The sequence below is a fragment of the Halomonas halocynthiae DSM 14573 genome (assembly GCF_000425725.1).
Classification (GTDB): Bacteria; Pseudomonadota; Gammaproteobacteria; order Pseudomonadales; family Halomonadaceae; genus Halomonas; species Halomonas halocynthiae.
Genome location: NZ_KE384441.1, coordinates 310438 through 327524, shown reverse-complemented (window position 1 = coordinate 327524; position 17087 = coordinate 310438). Strand labels below are relative to the sequence as shown.

The following is a 17087-nucleotide window of genomic DNA, read 5'->3' as shown; positions in this document are numbered from 1 at the left end:
AGTCGTGAACTTTCTATCAACCTTACGCCGTTCAATGTACCCCCCTGCTCCCGTCGAGACCAAGGAGTCTATTCTTCCAGCGGATGACACCAGCATTCGTGAGACCAGCGATGGCCACCGCGGCCTGAGCATCGCCGGTGCCACCAAGTACTTCAGCAGCCAAGCAGCACTAAGCGGCGTGTCGCTGGACATCGCACCAGGCGAGTTCATCGCCCTGCTCGGCCCCAGCGGCTGCGGCAAAACAACCATGCTGCGCACCTTGGCCGGCTTCGAGGCATTGAGCGCTGGTCACATCACTCTGAACGGACGCCACCTTGACGACGGCAGCCGACCACTACCGCCAGAAGAACGCAACATGGGTATGGTGTTCCAGACCTACGCCCTCTGGCCGCATATGAGTGTGGCCGACAACGTGGGCTATGCGCTCAAGCTCCAGGGTATTCGCGGTCAGGAATACCAGCGTCGCGTCGACGAGGCGTTGGCGCTGGTCGAACTCGCTGCCTATGGCAACCGCCCCCCCCAGGAACTTAGTGGTGGCCAACGTCAACGCGTGGCACTGGCCCGCTGCCTGGTCACCTCCCCTGAGGTGGTGCTGCTCGACGAGCCCCTGGCAAATCTCGACCGCCACCTGCGCGCCGCCATGGAAGACAGTTTTCGCGATTTTCACCAGCGCACCCAGGCCACTCTGGTCTACGTCACCCACGACCAAGGCGAGGCCATGTCGCTGGCCGACCGTATTGCGGTGATGAGGGACGGCAGACTGATTCAACTCGCCACCCCGGAAGTCTTGTATCGCCAGCCGCGCACCCCCTGGGTCGCCGACTTCATCGGCCAGGGTAGCATCATGAAGCTACCCGGACTGACGCCATCCACCACGGTCAACGGTGAGCACCTCACTGCCTCCCTCAGGGCCTGGAACAAGGGTCAAAATACCAAGACGACCCATGTCGTGGTGCGCCCAGAGCATGTGCGCCTGTCGCCAATCAATACGACACCCCGCAGTGCAATGTCGGGCCTCACCTCCAACAACGGCACAGATAGCCAGATAGGCGCTCGCGTCGTGAGCTCGATCTTTCGCGGAGAACGCTACGAAGTGCACTTAAGACTTGCTGACGGCACCCAGCTACAGGCTTATTCACCGACATACCTAGCCGCCGAGAGCGCAGTCGGCGTCACGATCCAGCGCGCCTGGTGCCTGGAGCCGGACGCATGAAGCAGACGACCAGAGAAGAGCCTGTCAAAATCACCGTTCTCAGTGGCCTCGGCGCCAAGGCGCCGGCAGCGATCCTGATAGAGACGACCAAGGTTCGTCTGCTGCTCGATGCCGGAGGCCCCCTGGACCCAGGGACAGCCTGCGAGTGGGTCAGCGACCTTGAGCGTCGGGGCTGGCCCGATGCCATCCTGATCAGCCACGATCACCCCGACCACACCGGAAGCCTGGCACAGCTACCCAGCGACATTCCACTCTACTGCACCAGCGAGACAGCCAGAGCGCTGCCTGCCGGACGTCGCTGGCGAGCGCTTGCCTCCCGCGGAGAGCAGAGGATTGCCGGTGTACGCGTTACCACCGGCCAAGCTGGCCACTCGCTAGATGGCGTCTGGCTACATCTGGCCCTGGGCCAGGGAATTTTTTACTCAGGCGACACCTGCCTAGAGTCTGCGGTTTTCCCCTTCGACCCGCCGCCGACAGCCGCCATTGCCCTTTTGGACACCTCCTACGGGCGCTACGACCAGTCCCTCGCTGCAGCCCAAGCCGCCATGACAGATCACCTTAAACATCCTACTGTGATGCCAGTCCCAGCCTCTGGCCGCGCCGCGGAGATAGCACTGTGGTTCATTGACAACTCGGAGTCGACACATGTCGGCGATGAGAATTTAACTCGGCTAGCTCTCGACGAAGGCTGCCACCAGGCGCTAGCGCGCCTGCTGGCGCTGCCAGACACACTCCGCCGCCCAGGCATTGACGCCAGGCTGCGTGAGCTGCTCACCGTGCCTCCATCCGCCACGCCGCATCTACTGCTTGTTGATGACGATGGCCTCCGCAATACCTGGCCCGGCTTCCACACCCTGCACAGCGGCTACCTGACACCGTCTCGCCGACGCCAGGTAGCCGCCGGCGAGGCCACATGGCAACGCTGGAATGTCCACCCCCGGCTGACCGACATCACTACACTGATGAACCTGCTCCAGGCACAGGAACTGTGGCCTTTGTTTACCGAGCTGACCCCGGAGTGGCAGCGGGATTTCCCGCTCTCGCCTCCGGCACAGAAGCTCGCCATGGTCACCCCTACTCGAGCCCTGCATCCGACCAGCGAGGTGTGTAATGCTGCTGGCTAGCCCCTTTGTGTTCATGCGCCACGGCGAGACGCCTCTCAATCGCGACGGCTTGATAGGTGGCCACACCGATGTGCCGCTAACGAGGTTGGGTGAAGACCAGGCAAAATCGGCCCGACCGCTGCTCGAACGCCCCTGGTCAAAAGTGGTGACAAGTTCACGCCTGCGTGCCCAGCAGACGACTGAACTTGCCGTGCCCGGACAGGATTTCGCGAGTCTCGCCGGACTCGACGAGCGCAACTGGGGGCTGCTGGAGTGCGAACCGCTGGCGTATCAGCCACCCTACCTGAGCACCCCGCCCGGCGGCGAAAGCTGGGAAAGCTTCGAAGCACGAGTCGTCGCTACGCTCAATGCGACACTTGCCGTTCACCCGTATCCACTGATCATCGCCCACTCCGGCGTCTACCGAGTAATTCAACGGCTCGTTTACGGACGCCCCGAAGGCCCTCGGCTACCCAACGCTCGACCACTATTGATACGTCCCGGCTCACTGGGCTGGACCTTCCACCTGCTTGGTAATCACGATGACATCAAAGATATCCTCTAGTCCGCTTAACCAACAGCACGCCACCACTCTCTCGAAGGAACACTGGCGCTCTATTCAAGGAGCCATCGATGCCGTAATCGTCGATGTCGATGGCACCCTGGCTGAGCTCGACACCGAAACCGTCGGCCCCTGGGTTCTAGGCGCCGAGAAGCACTGGGACCCGTTTTTCCAGCACATGGCCACAGCGCCGGTGATTGAGCCTGTGGCCCGGCTAGTGAACCTGCTCAAGGCCCAAGGACAGCACATCCTGATCTGCTCCGGCCGCCCAGCGAGTCATACGGACCATACCCATGACTGGCTGGTCAGCAATGCCATTCCCTTCGACGCGCTCTATCTTCGCCCCGCAGGCGATGACGAGGTAGCCGACGAAGAGGTCAAGGCAAGGCTATTGGGGCGTATGCGCGAAGATGGCTACCGACCCTGGCTCGTCATCGACGACCGCAACGCTGTGGTGGCCGGCTGGCGCCAGCTCGGCCTGACCTGCCTACAGTGTGCCGACGGCGACTTCTAGTTGACCCTCCGATCCGTAGCGAGAGGAGCAAAGCTCCCTCGCTACGCCATGAACAACTCGCTGCAAGAAAGTCCTTCCCTGCTCTGGTATTCGACTTTAGCGAATAAGCTCTTTTTTATCGGGTAGTTACATTGGAAAATGATGCTTAAAAACTCTAAACCGCCGATGCCGAAAAGCCATCAGCGACTGGATTTATGCAGCGCTTTCCTGATAGTTAAAATCAGCATGTAACAGTGAGTGCTGGGCGCTCCACCAGCATTGAAAGCAGCATGAAGGAAAGCGTCTTACCGTGTCCATCAAGATTGAGGGAACCATTTACACCACCCTGGAGCACATCGTCGAGCACCAAATTAATGCCGTGGAGATTAGGCATGGGATATCGCCTGACCTGAGTGACGCCGCGATGAGAGAAGAGGGTGGCAACACGTTCCTCAGTCAGTTGCTCAAGCAGCCAAGCATAATGGTCGGGCTGGTACACAAACACCGCAAGGTTGAGACGATCGCCCTTGTCTCCGGCTCGAGCATGGGCGAAGTGATGGAGAGTGAGCCGTTCACTACTCATAGATGCTGTCTCCCTGATATATTGTAACTTTCGGGTGCACCTGTTCACGAGACACTAAGTACGATGCTGTTTTGAGGCGCGGCTTATGATAACGACGCACACCTCCACCACCCGCCGGACCGCAACAATAGAGCGCCAGCAACTCTTGAGTCGCCAACTCAACCACCTCACGCTGCTCGTGCTCAACGGCTAAACGCAAACGCACATCGTCTACCGCCCCTGCCGAAGCGCCTCTCCAAGCCTCTGAATCTCCATCGAACACGCTGGAGACCCCGATTAAGTCAAAGCGTGACCTGAGGTCTGGCGGGCAGCGCTTTGTTAACCGCTGCTGCAGTATTTCACGGGCCAGTCTTGCCCGAGCGAGTGCATTAGGACCGGCATAGGAAATCTCAGCCTCTCCTTGGAAACCGTCCAAAAAACTGATGGTGGTCTTAAGTGTTTCCGGTCTAGGTCGTCCTCGCACCCCGCTTACAACTACCCGATCTCGACCAACCTGCCGAATTTCCACATGAGTCAAGTCGAGTACCACATCAGGTGTGATGTAGACAGACGGGTCATGTATCTCATAAAGCAACTGCTCTCTGACCGTTTGCTCGGTGACCATTCCTCCCGTACCTGGTGGTTTTGTGACGACTAGTCGCCCGCTGCGCTCGACCTCAACAATGGGGTAACCTAGCTCCGCCAAATCAGGGACATCTTTGAAGGCTGGGTCGGCAAAGTAGCCACCCGTAACCTGAGCACCACACTCGATTAAATGTCCCGCCAGGGCACCGGCCGCAAGACGATCCCAATCATCTAGCGCCCAGTTATGATGATGACAAAGAGGCGCCAACGCGAGTGCTGGATCCGCTACTCGCCCCGTGATCACGACCTGCGCTTGACGCTGTAGTGCTTCTACTAACGATTCGGCACCCAGATAGACATTGGCGGCAACCACAGAACTACCGCTGGGCAATTCTCGACGTTCTCCCTCCCAGGCACTCCACTCCAGTGTCTCTAGTCGGTCGCGCACATCATCACCACTGACCACACCAAGTTTCACCTCTGGAAATCGCGACGTTCGTGCCAAGGCGGCGACCCGACGTTGTGCCGCCTCTGGATTAGCCGCCCCAAAATTACCCAGTACAGTGATATTCGCCGACAGGCAATCTCCCAGCACAGGAGAAAGAAAGGCCTCAAGAAGTGGTTCATCACCGCTCTGAGGATCCTCTATACGCCGTAACTGGGCAGCCGCTAAGGTACGTTCACCGAGAGTCTCGAACATCAATGCACACGGAGTATCGTAGGTAAGCAGCGTTTCCACCAATGGCACGGCGGCATCCGTGCGATCTCCGGAAAAACCTGCACCACAGCCGATCACTACGGTCATGATCTTTCTCCCACCATTACTGTCAGGTCATACAGAAGAGTGCGGCAGACGCCGTTGGCCACCATCATCAACAGGTACGAAATATTGCTCATATAGGCTCCTCTTCTTTCGCCTTGACTCGCGTGGCTTTCTGCAATGCCACCAGCATCGCATCGCGCTGAGCAAATAATTTTTCCAACTCATGACCCTGAGTGGCAGACTCCACGCCTTCGACGACTTGCTGTTGCAACTCATCATCCATTAGGGGCTCACCGAGACTCGCCCAGCGATACTGTTGGCTAGGTCCGAGATGTTCGAGATAGTGGCGTATACCGCCCTGTCCACCACCCAGGTGGTAGGTCAAAAAGGGACCCTGGATAGCCCACCGGAGTCCAGGGCCCGCAGTCACCGCCCGATCGATATCTTCGACGCTCGCCACACCCTCTTGGAGTAGGTAAAGCGCCTCTCGCCACAGTGCAGAAGACAGTCGGTTAGCGATATGTCCTATCATCTCCCGACGCATCACCACAGGCTGTTTGCCAACTTCTTGATAAAAAGCCGCTAGCCGCTGGACGACATCAGGGTCGGGCCCATAAAGCTCTATCAGCGGCACGAGATGCGGTGGGTTGAAGGGGTGTGCGATCACTACGCGTCCAGGATCACCCACGTCCTGCGCGATATCGGAGTGCATCAGTGAGGAGGTGCTACTTGCAATAACCGCATGCACTGGTGCGGCGTTCTGCAGGTCACACAGCAGAGTGCGTTTAAGTTCAGATATCTCAGGCGCATTTTCGACAATCAGATCAGCCTCTCCGACCGATTGCTCCTGAGAAGACGCTATTGTCGGCTCACCGGGTATCGCTTCCAGCGCGACCATGTCTAAGGCGACCCGAGCCGTGAATGATTCACGGGCCGAAGCACTTGGATCCCAAGCTGTTACGTCGAGCCCTTGTGCCAGAAAATAAGCCGCCCAGCTGACTCCAATGGTGCCGCAACCGATAATAGTAATAGAGTGAATCTTGCCTTTATCCCGACTCATATGTTGGCTCCCTGCAGTTTATTGCAACGCGCCACTTGCCAGCTCCAGCCATACAGCACGATCAACCCCGTTATTCCTACTAGGCTTGGTAATGCCATGGGCAATATGGACAGAACGCCGATCACGCAGAGCAGCGCCGCATCTAACCAACGATGCCCCAGTAACCTGGCGCCTCCCAGCACCCCAGCAAAGGCCAGTACAAACGCAAGCGCCTTGATGGCTGCCTGGGTGATATCCCAGGCTCCACCTAGGCCTACCAATGCCGGATAGGCCAGAATCAAGAAAGGAATGATGTAGGTCGTTGCTCCCAGCCGGATAGCATGGCCAGCAACCTGAAGCCAGCCCGCCTGAGCAATACCTGCCGCTACAAATACCGCAATACATACTGGAGGAGTAATTACAGAAATAGTGGCGAAATAAAAGACAAACAGATGGGCAACCAGCGGCTCGACACCAATCTTGGTCAGCGCCGGCGCGAGGACCGCCGCCACCAACACATAGGCCGCAGTGGTAGGAATCCCCATGCCCATAATCATGCAGATCACTGCCACAATCAGGGCTACCAGGAACATCTGCTCGCCGGCGACATTAACCACTAGAGTGGAGAGCGTGACACCTATGCCAGTCATGTTGAGCATGGCCACCAATATCTGTGCTCCAGCCAGCAGCACACCGATAATGACCATGCCCTTGCCGGCATCCTGAAGACCAGTCAGCAGCATGTCAGCGATCTTGCGAGGCGGAGTGCGGTCGATGATGGCAAACACTCCATAGCTCAGCAGAAGCAGTGCCACACCGAGGAAGGCGGCGTACTGAATCGAGTACCCGTTCAGCACCCCGCCAAATAAGCCACCCAGTGATGCAATGATGGGCACGATACGCCTGAGCTGCAGCACCTCTGACCAACTCGGAAGATCTTCTTCAGGCACCAGAGGAAGGTCTTCACGTATGGCTACCAGATGCACTGTGAAAAACACCGCTACGTAGAACAGAAGTGCTGGCAAAAGCGCTGCCAACGCAATGGTGACATAGCTGATCCCAAGAATCTCAGCCATGATAAAAGCTGCAGCACCAAGGATCGGCGGAGCAATCTGCCCACCGGTGGATGCCACAGACTCCACGCCCGCAGCAAAGGCTGCTGGGTATTTCAAGCGCTTCATCATGGGAATGGTGAAGTTGCCCGTCGTCGCCACATTTGCCACGGCGCTACCGCTTACCATGGCGAACAAACTGGATGCCACCGTAGCGATTTTAGCCGCCCCACCCCGACTGCGGCCGCCAAGACGCATCGACAGATCGATGAAAGTCTGGCCACCGCCGCTGTGCAACAACAAACACCCGAACAACACAAAGGCCGCAATGGTTGTGGCCGCTACTCCCAGCAACATCCCCCATATACCCAGATCACCCAGGTAAAGCGTTTCAGTGACAAACGCTGCATCGAATCCTCGGTGACTTAGTGGACCACTAATGCGATCACCAAACAGGGCATAAGCGATACCAACCAGCATAATGAGCGGGAAAACCCAGCCGATAGCACGTCTAGCCACTTCCAGAATAGCCACGACCAGAACTCCCACTAAAAGCATATTTTGAGTGGTAGCCCACGGCAAAGTGGTCAGGATTTCCTCCGCATGCAGGCTTACATAGCCGCAGGCGGTGATGGCGCCCACCGCCAGCGTCACGTCCACGGCAATACCCACTGGGCGCCAACGCTTGCCGTCTCCCAGTGGGTAAGTCAGAAAACCCAGCCCGATCACCAGCGCTAGAAAGACGCTACGATGCACCAGGCTTTCAAAGGGTCCTGTGGCCGAGGTGTAGAGAATAAAGCCTCCCAACACCAAAGCGACGAGCATCAAGCTTTTTTGACGCATGAGACCAGACTCCTCGGGTTAATTGACCGGCTGCAGCTTTTCAGGAATCTCGTAGCCCTGCTCTTCGAAATAACGGGCAGCACCAGGGTGAAACGGTACGGTTCCGCTACTCAACGTCAGTTCAGCAAGATCACTACCAGACAAGTTGGCCAAAGCACTCACCTGCGGCTCTGGATTCTCCATGACCGCCTTGACAATCTGGTAGGCGGTTTCTTCATCGAGATCGGGGCTCGAATGCACGGCCAGGCCAAAACTCCAAGTGGTATATGCAGGGATATCGTCTGCCGCTCCCTCAGGAATCTCCACCACAGAGATGTCCGGCATCTCTGTGCGCAGTGTTTCAGCCTGCTCATCGGTGAGTGACAACACCTGAATAGGTGTAAAGGTAGCAATATCCATCGATGAACCATCAAGCTTTTCGCCGACTCCAGACTTCACATAGCCCGCCATGCGGTTATCTTTCACTCCGGCCACCACGTCCGTGGTTGAACCGCGCACAAAATCAGGTTCGATGCCAAGAGTTTCCATCACCGAAATAGTAGTCGCTTCGGTAGCAGAGCCGGTGATGCCTGGGTTAAGACGCACACCTTCCAGCCCAGCCATGGAGTCAACTCCTGCATCCTGGCGTACCACCACATTTTGGGGTGCCTGCGAATAGACCCACAGCAAGCGGTTATCAACCGGACGCTCCGCAAAGTCACCTTCACCGGCATAGGCTTGATAGCCAACGTTAGTCGTCACCAACCCCATATCGACTTGGCCGCGCAAAATACGGCGCAAATTGTCAACAGTGGCACCGGTTTCCACCACCGAGGAGCTGACCTTCGGCACCATCTGATTAATGATCTGACTGACAGCGACGAAATAACCATACTGGCTGGAGGAGGTGGAAGTGGATCCAATGAGTAACTGCTCTTCGGCATATGCAGTAGCCGAGGCAGCAACGAGGCCGGCACCCAATATGGCTGCGGCCAACGGTTTCTTGAAAAAACTCATGATGTTGCTCCTTCTAAGTCATTTGTTGTGATTGTTTCTTGCTCAGAAGCAGATGTCAGATATCTGCCTTACTAGCATCGTAAATCCTGCTAGTATTTGTCTAATAAATTTATACGAATGAGACTTTTACTTTTCTTATGCAGCCTTCCATTCGACAGCTAAAATCCTTCCTAGCTATTGCTGATCTCGGCAGTTTCGTTGAAGCAGCTGAACGACTGCATATGTCTCAGCCAGCATTAAGTATTTCCATTCGCAAACTCGAGCAGGCCGTTGGAGGAGTGCTCTTCAACCGTTCACCTCGCGGCGTACAGCTGACTCCAGAAGGAAAGTTTTTTTTGCCCACCGCTAGGCGTCTGGTCGCCGACTGGGAAACAGCCTTGGGAGACTTGGGAGAGCTATTCACCAAACAGCGTGGAAAAGTAACTTTGGCAGCACTGCCAACTCTGACGGCAGGATTTCTGCCAGCAGTGCTTGCCGACTACCGGCATCGCTATCCAAATATCGCCATCAATGTGCATGACGTCCTAGCTGGACAAGTAGACGAGCTGGTTAGCAAACAGCGTGCCGATATCGGCCTATCGGTATGCCCCTTAGCCTCAGAAACCACTCATTTCGAGCCACTAATCGAAGACCACTTTGTAGCGGTATGCCCTCATGGCCACCCGCTGCTTGAACATCAAAAGGTTTCTTGGCAGGAGCTGTTGCGTCACCCCGTCATTGCTCTTAGCCGACTTTCCAGCACGCGCCAAGCCATTGAGAGGGTGATACAAGAAAACGATATGCAAATGGATGTGATGTGCGAGGTCAGCCAGATCGGTACCGCTGGACGTATGGTTGCCGCCGGTCTCGGTGTCTCTGCCCTTCCTTCATTGAGCTTTCGTCAAATTTCCGCCGAAGGGCTGGGCTGGCGGCCTCTTATCACTCCTTACGTCCCCCGCATCCTCGGCGTCAGCACACCCAGTCGCACACTTCTTTCAAGTGCCGCCACAGCTATGCTAGACCTGATTCGCGAGCATGCGCCCACGTACAGACTTTGATCCAAAGGGAACCCACTTCAGGGCGTATATTGCTGAAGTAAAAAGCCAATGCGATTGCAATTAACAAGCAAACTAACAATTAATGAAGCACTGCCTAGGCCATGCTGACTGAGACAAGGTGCTTTGAACCCAATCTGGCAACCAGATATTCCAACGCACAGAAAAGCAGGTCTCTTACATCTCGATGGCCAGAGCGATGCCAGCGAAGTCGCGCCTCGCCTGACCGTCGTAAATAACATTTTCGAGTACCTCGTCGGCAGGTGCATACCACTACTGCAAGAAGCAGGTCCGCAACAAACACTCAAAGACCGATGAGAGAACGGCTGCGCTTACCCGCTGCACTCGGGAAGTATGACGGCGGCAGTGCGTCAATCAACCGTTGCCAAGGCACCAGCGCACTCATCTTGACCAGGAACCACTCTCAACAGATGACCTTATTCTTGTTCTGGTGCTCTGCTTGGGCGAACGAAATCAGCTTCACTGAATAGCTCTGTCAGCAAGTGGTGAACAGTAAGATTTCACTTCGCCGGTGGCAATCAGGCGGCTGCAACAGGGTTTGTGCAGCGCTTCCTTAGCGAAACCACCCACTTGTCGCGTGCTTTATTTGGCTAGAACACTATTTTTTTGCAACTTCCTTTTGCCATCACCACTAATCGCCCCAGAAGCAGCCAATCCAAGCAAGCGACGAAATTTCGGGCATTCCATATGGCTTGGCGCAGAACAAACCGCCGCATGGCGCAGGCCGTCTCGAATCGATCTCAAGTTATTAATCGTTTCATCAAGCTCATCCGCCTTGCTAATCAACAATTTTCGATCAATATCTGGCTTTCCGTTCGACCCCAGCATTCGAGCGATTTCATCCAGTGAAAACCCTGCCGAACGCCCAAGAGCAATCAGCGCTAGTCGATCCAAAATGTTGCCATTAAAAACGCGACGCAACCCTTGCCTACCCACTGAACGGATTAACCCTTTCTCTTCATAGAAGCGCAACGTTGAAGCCGGCACACCTGATCGCTTAGCTACTTCAGAAATATCCATCACAACCTCTTGACCTCAAGTCAACTTGAAGTAGTACGCTATCACCCGAACTCAGCTAAGCCAAACAAAAGAGAGTGTAATGAACAGCCTACTACCCATATTAATCATCGGTGTTGGAGCTAGCGTTGTGATGGACTTGTGGGGCCTTGTGCGCAAACTGTTGTTCGACATTCCACCACCAAACTACCGAATGGTAGGACGCTGGATAGCGCATATGGCTCATGGGAAATTTCACCATGACACTATTGCCGCATCGTCATTCGTGCGCGGGGAACACACTATAGGGTGGGTTGCTCACTACCTGACAGGCATCGCATTCGCTGCTTTATTAGTCGGTATCTTCGGGGAGTCATGGATTGACAATCCAACCCTTGGCCCTGCTCTAGCAACTGGCATAAGTACCGTTGCGGCCCCTTTCTTACTGATGCAACCAGGCATGGGGGCCGGAGTTGCTGCTTCTCGAACAAAACACCCAGCTCCTGCCCGGCTACAGAGCCTTATAACACACACCATTTTTGGTGTCGGTTTATATGCCTCAGCCTGGGTGTTACACCTTGAAATTTAACATAATACATCGCTTTATCACGCTATAGACAGGAGAGTAACATGTGTATTCCCGCCCGCTTTGCACCAATTCTTTTCAGCGCTCTGCTTTCAGCCATTATGGTTTGCATTGTATCCGCCTTCGTTCTTGCAACGTCACAGGGGTTTCATTCTGGTTTCGCTATACAGTGGATTAAAAGCTGTTTGACCACATGGCCAGTTGCTTTTCCAACAGTCACGATTGTGGCCCCTTTGGTAAGGAAAGTCGTCGGACGATTGACAGCGTAATTCCGACGATGGTGTTTTCGGCAATGAGTGAATAATAGCGCAGCACTAACAGATCTCACTGAGGCCAAATACCATGGCAACACGGTACCTGACGGGCTCTTTCTGGGTGGCACTTAATCATTGAAGCCGCCAACGTACTTCGGGGCGACACACTGGCCAGCGACTGAATGTAGCCGAGTCACTGGAAAGGCTCAGAGATTTGCCTTTGCGTGCATCGGACCGATGAGCAAAACGAAAACAAGGAATAAAATCATTATGTGCGCGGTAGTATCTGCACAATACGTTATGATATAACATACCCATCTTTGGGGCAGCACGCTGGGAGCGTCGCTTGAAAACATCGTCGAGTGATCCCGTGTTAAGGGTGAACAACCTCTCATTTCATCTGGAGGTGGGCGAACGTATACGCGCTTTCGCCCTCGACAAACGATCCGAATTGTAATTAATAGACGACAGGTCTATATTGTTTCCATGACAACGAACCCGCTCCCAAAGACCCGACGCCGAGGCCGCCCCCCCAAGGTACCGCGGAAGGACCCTGATACCCGTGCCGCGCTCATTCGGAGCGGACTAGAGGTGCTAACTGAGCAAGGTTTCATCGCCTCAGGCATCGATGGCATTCTCAAGCGTGTCGGTGTACCCAAGGGTTCCTTCTACTACTACTTCGACAGCAAAGAGGCCTTTGGTCGTGCCGTGATAGAGCACTACGGCACCTACTTCGCTGCCAAACTGGATCGCCACTTGAACGATAGGTCGCAGCCTCCCCTAGCGCGCTTGGAGGCCTTCGTCGAAGATGCCTCTATCGGCATGGCACGGCATGGTTATCGGCGAGGTTGCCTGGTCGGCAACCTGGGGCAGGAGGCAGGCGGACTACCACCGGGCTATCGCGACTGGTTGCTCGCGACCCTGGCCGACTGGGAGCAGCGCTTGGCTCGCTGCCTTGAAGAGGCTCGCGAGGCGGGCGAGCTCGCCGAGGGGGCCGATTGTGGCCGCTTAGCTGAAGCCTTCTGGATTGGCTGGGAGGGCGCCGTGATGCGAGCGAAGCTAGAGCGCAGCGCACATCCACTGAGGATCTTCATCTCAACGTATCTTCAAGGCTTGCCCCGCTAAACGGGGCTTCTTCAGGCCTTTTTATAGACGATCGGTCTATAAAAAGGCTCTCACAATATGAGGTGCTACATGTTTAAGGCCATACTGATCGAAAAGCATGACGACAAACAGCAGGCAACGCTAAAAGACATCGACGAGTCGACGCTGCCTGAGGGCGATGTCACCGTCCGGGTCGACTGCAGTACTCTCAACTACAAGGATGCATTGGCGATTACAGGCAAGGGGCCGGTGGTTCGTCAGTTTCCCATGGTCCCGGGTATCGATCTGGCCGGAACAGTGGAACACACCACCAGTGACGCCTTTGCCCCCGGTGATGCAGTGTTGCTCAACGGCTGGGGCGTGGGTGAGGCTCACTGGGGAGGCTTGGCCGAAAAGGCTTGCCTAGATAGCTGCTGGTTGATTCCGTTGCCAGCGGCCTTTACGCCACGCCAGGCCATGGCGATTGGTACTGCCGGGTATACGGCCATGCTTTCGGTGATGGCTCTTGAGAAGCAGGGCATTACGCCTGAGCAGGGCAAGATACTGGTGACCGGTGCCAACGGAGGTGTCGGCAGCTATGCTATTGCACTGCTCGCGCGGCTGGGCTACCAAGTGGTAGCCTCCACTGGCCGCCCAGAGGAAGCCGACTACCTCCAGGAACTCGGCGCCGTAGAGGTGATCGACCGTGCCACACTCTCCGAACCGGGGCGCCCCTTGGGCAAAGAGCGCTGGGCGGGGGCAATCGACTCGGTAGGCAGCCACACGCTGGCCAACGTTCTGGCCTCCACCCGCTATAGCGGCAGCGTGGCCGCCTGTGGCCTGGCCCAAGGCATGGACCTGCCTACCAGTGTCGCCCCATTCATTCTGCGTGGAGTGACACTGGTAGGAATCGACAGTGTGATGCGCCCCCGCGAGGACCGCCTCGAGGCATGGCGGCGGCTGGGAGAGCTTCTGGCTCCCGAGCAGCTTGATGCCATCACTCGCTCTATCACTCTTGACGAGGCTATCGAAGCGGCCGACGACCTGCTTACTGGGCGAATTCGCGGGCGCGTAGTGGTGACGATGACCTAGCAATACGCCTGTTCCCTTATCATCTTGCCCAGTTACCGTGGACGCCTCAAGAATGTACTGGCCAACGAAAACTGGGCACTTTTCTCATGTTGACTCATCGCCTTGCCCCACCCCTTTTCCCATTAACCTAGTGGCTCCTTCTTGCTCTGCTTCTCGCATTAGCAAGGCACGCTTTCTCTCCACGCCCCAACGATAGCCAGACACTCTCCCATCGCTGCGAACGACTCGGTGGCAGGGAATGGCAAGCGCGAGTGGGTTGGATGCGCAGGCCCTCGCCACGGCACGTACCGCTTTGGGAGAGCCGATCTGCTCCGCCAACGCCGCATAACTGATGGTGCTGCCGACAGGAATCTCGGTCAGCGCCTGCCAGACGCGCTGCTGAAAGGCGGTCCCACGAATATCCAGTGGCAGTGACAACCCGACACTCGGCACCTCGACGAACGCCACCACCTTGGCCACCCAGTCGTCAAAGCGCTTGTCCCCAGGGATAAGACTGGCGTTAGCAAACTGTTCCTGGAACGCCTGCAACAACGGTTCGGGGTCGCTTCCAAGAGAAATGGCACAAATGCCCTTATCGCTGGTTGCCACAAGTATCGTGCCCAGTGAGCATTCGCCTAGGGCGAACTGAATCTCTATGCCCTTACCGCCCTCACGGTAACGCTTGGGCGTCATGCCCAGCATGCGTTCAGCACCAGCATAAAAGCGCCCGCTGGAATTGAAGCCTGCCTTATAGATCGCATCGGTGACCGTCTCTTGCTGCGTCAGTGCCTGGCGCACACGATCCGCTCGACAAGCAGCCGCGTAGGCCATCGGTGTGAGCCCTGTGACCGACTTAAAGACACGGTGAAAGTGGAAGCGACTCAGCCCCGCCACCCGAGCCAGCTCATCGAGCGATGGCGAAGCTTCGCCGTGTTCAATGAGACGGCAGGCCCTAGCGACGCTCTGGGCGTGCCGCTGTGTCAAAGAAATGGCTTGGGGACGACAGCGCTGACAGGGCCGGTACCCCGCCGCCTCAGCAGAGACCGCATCAGCATAGAACTCGGCGTTTTTACGACGCGGACGGCGCGATGAACAGGTGGGGCGACAATAGATCCCGGTGGTGCGCACAGCATAGACGAAGGCATCCTCCGCGGCGGCGTCGCGGGCCAATACCGCAGCCCACCGGGCCTCATCGGAAGCAAAGCGTAAGGGGGCGTCATCGGGTATCCCGTTCATGGTGAGCTCCTGCAGACGTTGCGGTAATCTCCGTGAGTGAATAATGCGCCCCGACGACAACCGACACACTCCGCCTCTTGCTTTCAAAGCAAACTCATGCGCGCTGAGGGGCGAGGCATCCCCGCTCTGCTCGCGTGACGACCTCGGCCACCGGCCACCCTACCCTACCCTGCCGATAGTGGTTGCCGAACAGAATAAGACATTGAGCCGCATAACCGCTCCCCTCGACTTCCAGAGCAAGAAACGAAGTTCCCCCACCGCCACACTGACCTAAGTTAGCAAGGTGTCCCCCAACCGGAGTCGTCGCAATGAAAACGATCGATAGAACCATGGGCCCCATGGAGTGGGCATTATTGCTGAGCTTGTCGATGCTGTGGGGCGGTTCGTTCTTTTTCGTGGGAGTCGCTGTTAAAGAACTCGAGCCGCTCACCATCGTGGCCCTGCGAGTAGGCCTGGCCGCCGTGGCACTGAACGCCCTGGTTCTCCTGAGGGGCCAGCGCATGCCACTCGACCTAAGACTATGGGCCGCCTTCTTCGGTATGGGCCTGCTCAACAACATGATTCCCTTCAGCCTGATCACTTGGGGACAAGGGCATATCGCCAGTGGCTTAGCATCGATTCTCAACGCCACTACGCCATTTTTTACCCTCGTTATAGCACACTTACTCACCCGCGATGAGCCTCTCACCCCAGGCCGCCTCTTGGGCGTGATCATCGGTTTCGTTGGTGTGGTGTACATGCTGGGCAGCGAGGTTAACGGGGGTGCCACCAGCCGTTCATGGGCACAGCTGGCGGTACTGGCTGGCGCGCTCTCTTATGCTTTTGCCGGTGTCTTCGGGCGCCGTTTTCGCAGGCTGGGCTGCTCGCCTCTGGTGGCCGCCTGTGGCCAGGTCACGGCCTCGGCGCTGGTGCTGATGCCCTTGGCTCTGGGGCTGGAACGCTTCTGGCAGTCGCCCTTCCCAGGACTATCTACCTGGTCGGCGGTAGCCGGTTTGGCACTGTTCTCGACCGCCCTGGCGTACCTGATCTACTTCCGCCTGCTGGCAAGCGCGGGAGCAACGAACCTGTTGCTGGTCACCTTTCTGATCCCAGCCAGCGCCATTCTACTGGGGATATTCGTACTGGGCGAGCGGTTGGAGTGGCGTCACCTGGCCGGCATGGGGCTGATCGGCCTCGGGCTGGTGTCCATCGACGGCCGGCCGTTTACGTGGCTCCGGAGCGTGGCCTTCGCGGCAGTAATACGCCATGGCCAGCGCTTCGAGACCGTCCAGGTGCTCAGTCAGGATCCACCACTAGATGAACGCCATGCGCTGATCCAGCAGCGTGCCGTGGCAATCGCCTACGATGCAGTAGTTGGCGTTTCCCTGATAGGCTTTATCTGGGAGATGGCGCATGGGATCACCGGCGCCTTCACCTTGATCTGCTTCGTCGGCGGCATCACCCATATGTGCGCCACGGCGATCTTGCGCCGCCGCTTGTAGTTCGTCGAGGTGACGGCCAGCGATGCCCCGTCTCCACTTCGCTCGGGCCGTCTGTCGCAATGGCGAGTTATCGCCATGCTCCCAAGAGGACCGAAACGATCAAGCTCCTCGGAG

17 protein-coding genes and 1 pseudogene are annotated in these 17087 nt (G+C 56.8%); 10 read left to right on the top strand and 8 right to left on the bottom strand.

Features of this window, described 5'->3' with window-relative positions; all coding sequences use genetic code 11:
* Positions 1-4 precede the first annotated feature (4 nt).
* The 4 genes from H616_RS0113435 to H616_RS0113420 are packed head-to-tail and all read left to right on the top strand — an operon-like array spanning position 5 to position 3392.
* A complete protein-coding gene (locus H616_RS0113435) occupies positions 5-1213 on the top strand; it encodes an ABC transporter ATP-binding protein (protein WP_240470605.1) in 1209 nt (402 codons plus the stop codon).
* Positions 1210-2337, top strand: a complete 1128-nt coding sequence (locus H616_RS15120) for an MBL fold metallo-hydrolase (RefSeq protein WP_084155921.1) — start codon at positions 1210-1212, stop codon at positions 2335-2337. The genes H616_RS0113435 and H616_RS15120 overlap by 4 nt, the downstream gene beginning before the upstream one ends.
* Positions 2324-2881, top strand: coding sequence for a histidine phosphatase family protein (locus H616_RS15115; RefSeq protein WP_051234306.1), 558 nt, complete (start codon positions 2324-2326; stop codon positions 2879-2881). The genes H616_RS15120 and H616_RS15115 overlap by 14 nt, the downstream gene beginning before the upstream one ends.
* Positions 2859-3392, top strand: a complete 534-nt coding sequence (locus H616_RS0113420) for a phosphatase domain-containing protein (protein ID WP_338035754.1) — start codon at positions 2859-2861, stop codon at positions 3390-3392. Before H616_RS15115 ends, H616_RS0113420 begins: the two co-directional genes overlap by 23 nt.
* Before the next feature lie 220 nt (positions 3393-3612).
* On the opposite strand, the gene H616_RS0113415 is transcribed toward H616_RS0113420, so the two are convergent.
* The 5 genes from H616_RS0113415 to H616_RS0113390 all read right to left on the bottom strand — a co-directional run bounded on the left by H616_RS0113415 (position 3613) and on the right by H616_RS0113390 (position 9211).
* Positions 3613-3954: an AtuA-related protein gene (locus H616_RS0113415; RefSeq protein ID WP_027967810.1), complete on the bottom strand. Its 342-nt coding sequence runs from the start codon at positions 3952-3954 to the stop codon at positions 3613-3615.
* Positions 3947-5323 (bottom strand): acyclic terpene utilization AtuA family protein, encoded by a 1377-nt coding sequence (locus H616_RS15110; protein WP_035573217.1) that lies wholly within the window; start codon positions 5321-5323, stop codon positions 3947-3949. Before H616_RS15110 ends, H616_RS0113415 begins: the two co-directional genes overlap by 8 nt.
* Positions 5324-5411: 88 nt before the next feature.
* Positions 5412-6341 (bottom strand): 3-hydroxyacyl-CoA dehydrogenase NAD-binding domain-containing protein, encoded by a 930-nt coding sequence (locus H616_RS0113400; protein WP_027967809.1) that lies wholly within the window; start codon positions 6339-6341, stop codon positions 5412-5414.
* Positions 6338-8215: a TRAP transporter permease gene (locus tag H616_RS15105; protein WP_035573215.1), complete on the bottom strand. Its 1878-nt coding sequence runs from the start codon at positions 8213-8215 to the stop codon at positions 6338-6340. The genes H616_RS0113400 and H616_RS15105 overlap by 4 nt, the downstream gene beginning before the upstream one ends.
* An 18-nt stretch (positions 8216-8233) precedes the next feature.
* Positions 8234-9211, bottom strand: coding sequence for a TAXI family TRAP transporter solute-binding subunit (locus tag H616_RS0113390; RefSeq protein ID WP_027967808.1), 978 nt, complete (start codon positions 9209-9211; stop codon positions 8234-8236).
* A gap of 137 nt (positions 9212-9348) precedes the next feature.
* Here H616_RS0113390 and H616_RS0113385 point away from each other — a divergent pair, with 137 nt between their 5' ends.
* On the top strand, positions 9349-10248 hold the full coding sequence (locus H616_RS0113385) for a LysR family transcriptional regulator (RefSeq protein ID WP_027967807.1): 900 nt from the start codon (positions 9349-9351) through the stop codon (positions 10246-10248).
* A gap of 180 nt (positions 10249-10428) precedes the next feature.
* Here the strand turns inward: H616_RS0113385 and H616_RS15725 are convergent.
* Positions 10429-10729: pseudogene (locus H616_RS15725) on the bottom strand (transposase); the annotation flags it as partial.
* 119 nt (positions 10730-10848) lie between these two features.
* The gene (locus H616_RS15100) at positions 10849-11286 is read right to left on the bottom strand and encodes a helix-turn-helix domain-containing protein (RefSeq protein WP_035573213.1); all 438 of its coding nucleotides are present in this window, start codon (positions 11284-11286) and stop codon (positions 10849-10851) included.
* 79 nt (positions 11287-11365) lie between these two features.
* On the opposite strand from H616_RS15100, the gene H616_RS0113375 reads away from it, so the two are divergent.
* The 4 genes from H616_RS0113375 (at position 11366) to acuI (ending at position 14277) form a co-directional block, all read left to right on the top strand.
* On the top strand, positions 11366-11851 hold the full coding sequence (locus H616_RS0113375) for a DUF2938 domain-containing protein (protein ID WP_027967806.1): 486 nt from the start codon (positions 11366-11368) through the stop codon (positions 11849-11851).
* A 41-nt stretch (positions 11852-11892) separates the two neighbouring features.
* Positions 11893-12117: a DUF2798 domain-containing protein gene (locus H616_RS15830; protein ID WP_205619103.1), complete on the top strand. Its 225-nt coding sequence runs from the start codon at positions 11893-11895 to the stop codon at positions 12115-12117.
* A 471-nt stretch (positions 12118-12588) separates the two neighbouring features.
* The gene (gene acuR / locus H616_RS0113370) at positions 12589-13227 is read left to right on the top strand and encodes an acrylate utilization transcriptional regulator AcuR (protein WP_084155919.1); all 639 of its coding nucleotides are present in this window, start codon (positions 12589-12591) and stop codon (positions 13225-13227) included.
* Between the two features lie 69 nt (positions 13228-13296).
* On the top strand, positions 13297-14277 hold the full coding sequence (gene acuI / locus H616_RS0113365; RefSeq protein ID WP_027967804.1) for an acrylyl-CoA reductase (NADPH): 981 nt from the start codon (positions 13297-13299) through the stop codon (positions 14275-14277).
* Between the two features lie 84 nt (positions 14278-14361).
* On the opposite strand, the gene ada is transcribed toward acuI, so the two are convergent.
* Positions 14362-15492 carry a bifunctional DNA-binding transcriptional regulator/O6-methylguanine-DNA methyltransferase Ada gene (gene ada, locus H616_RS15095; protein ID WP_051234305.1) on the bottom strand — a complete coding sequence of 377 codons (1131 nt, stop codon included), beginning with the start codon at positions 15490-15492 and terminating at the stop codon, positions 14362-14364.
* 308 nt (positions 15493-15800) lie between these two features.
* On the opposite strand from ada, the gene H616_RS15090 reads away from it, so the two are divergent.
* A complete protein-coding gene (locus H616_RS15090) occupies positions 15801-16973 on the top strand; it encodes a DMT family transporter (protein WP_240470604.1) in 1173 nt (390 codons plus the stop codon).
* Positions 16974-17087 lie beyond the last annotated feature (114 nt).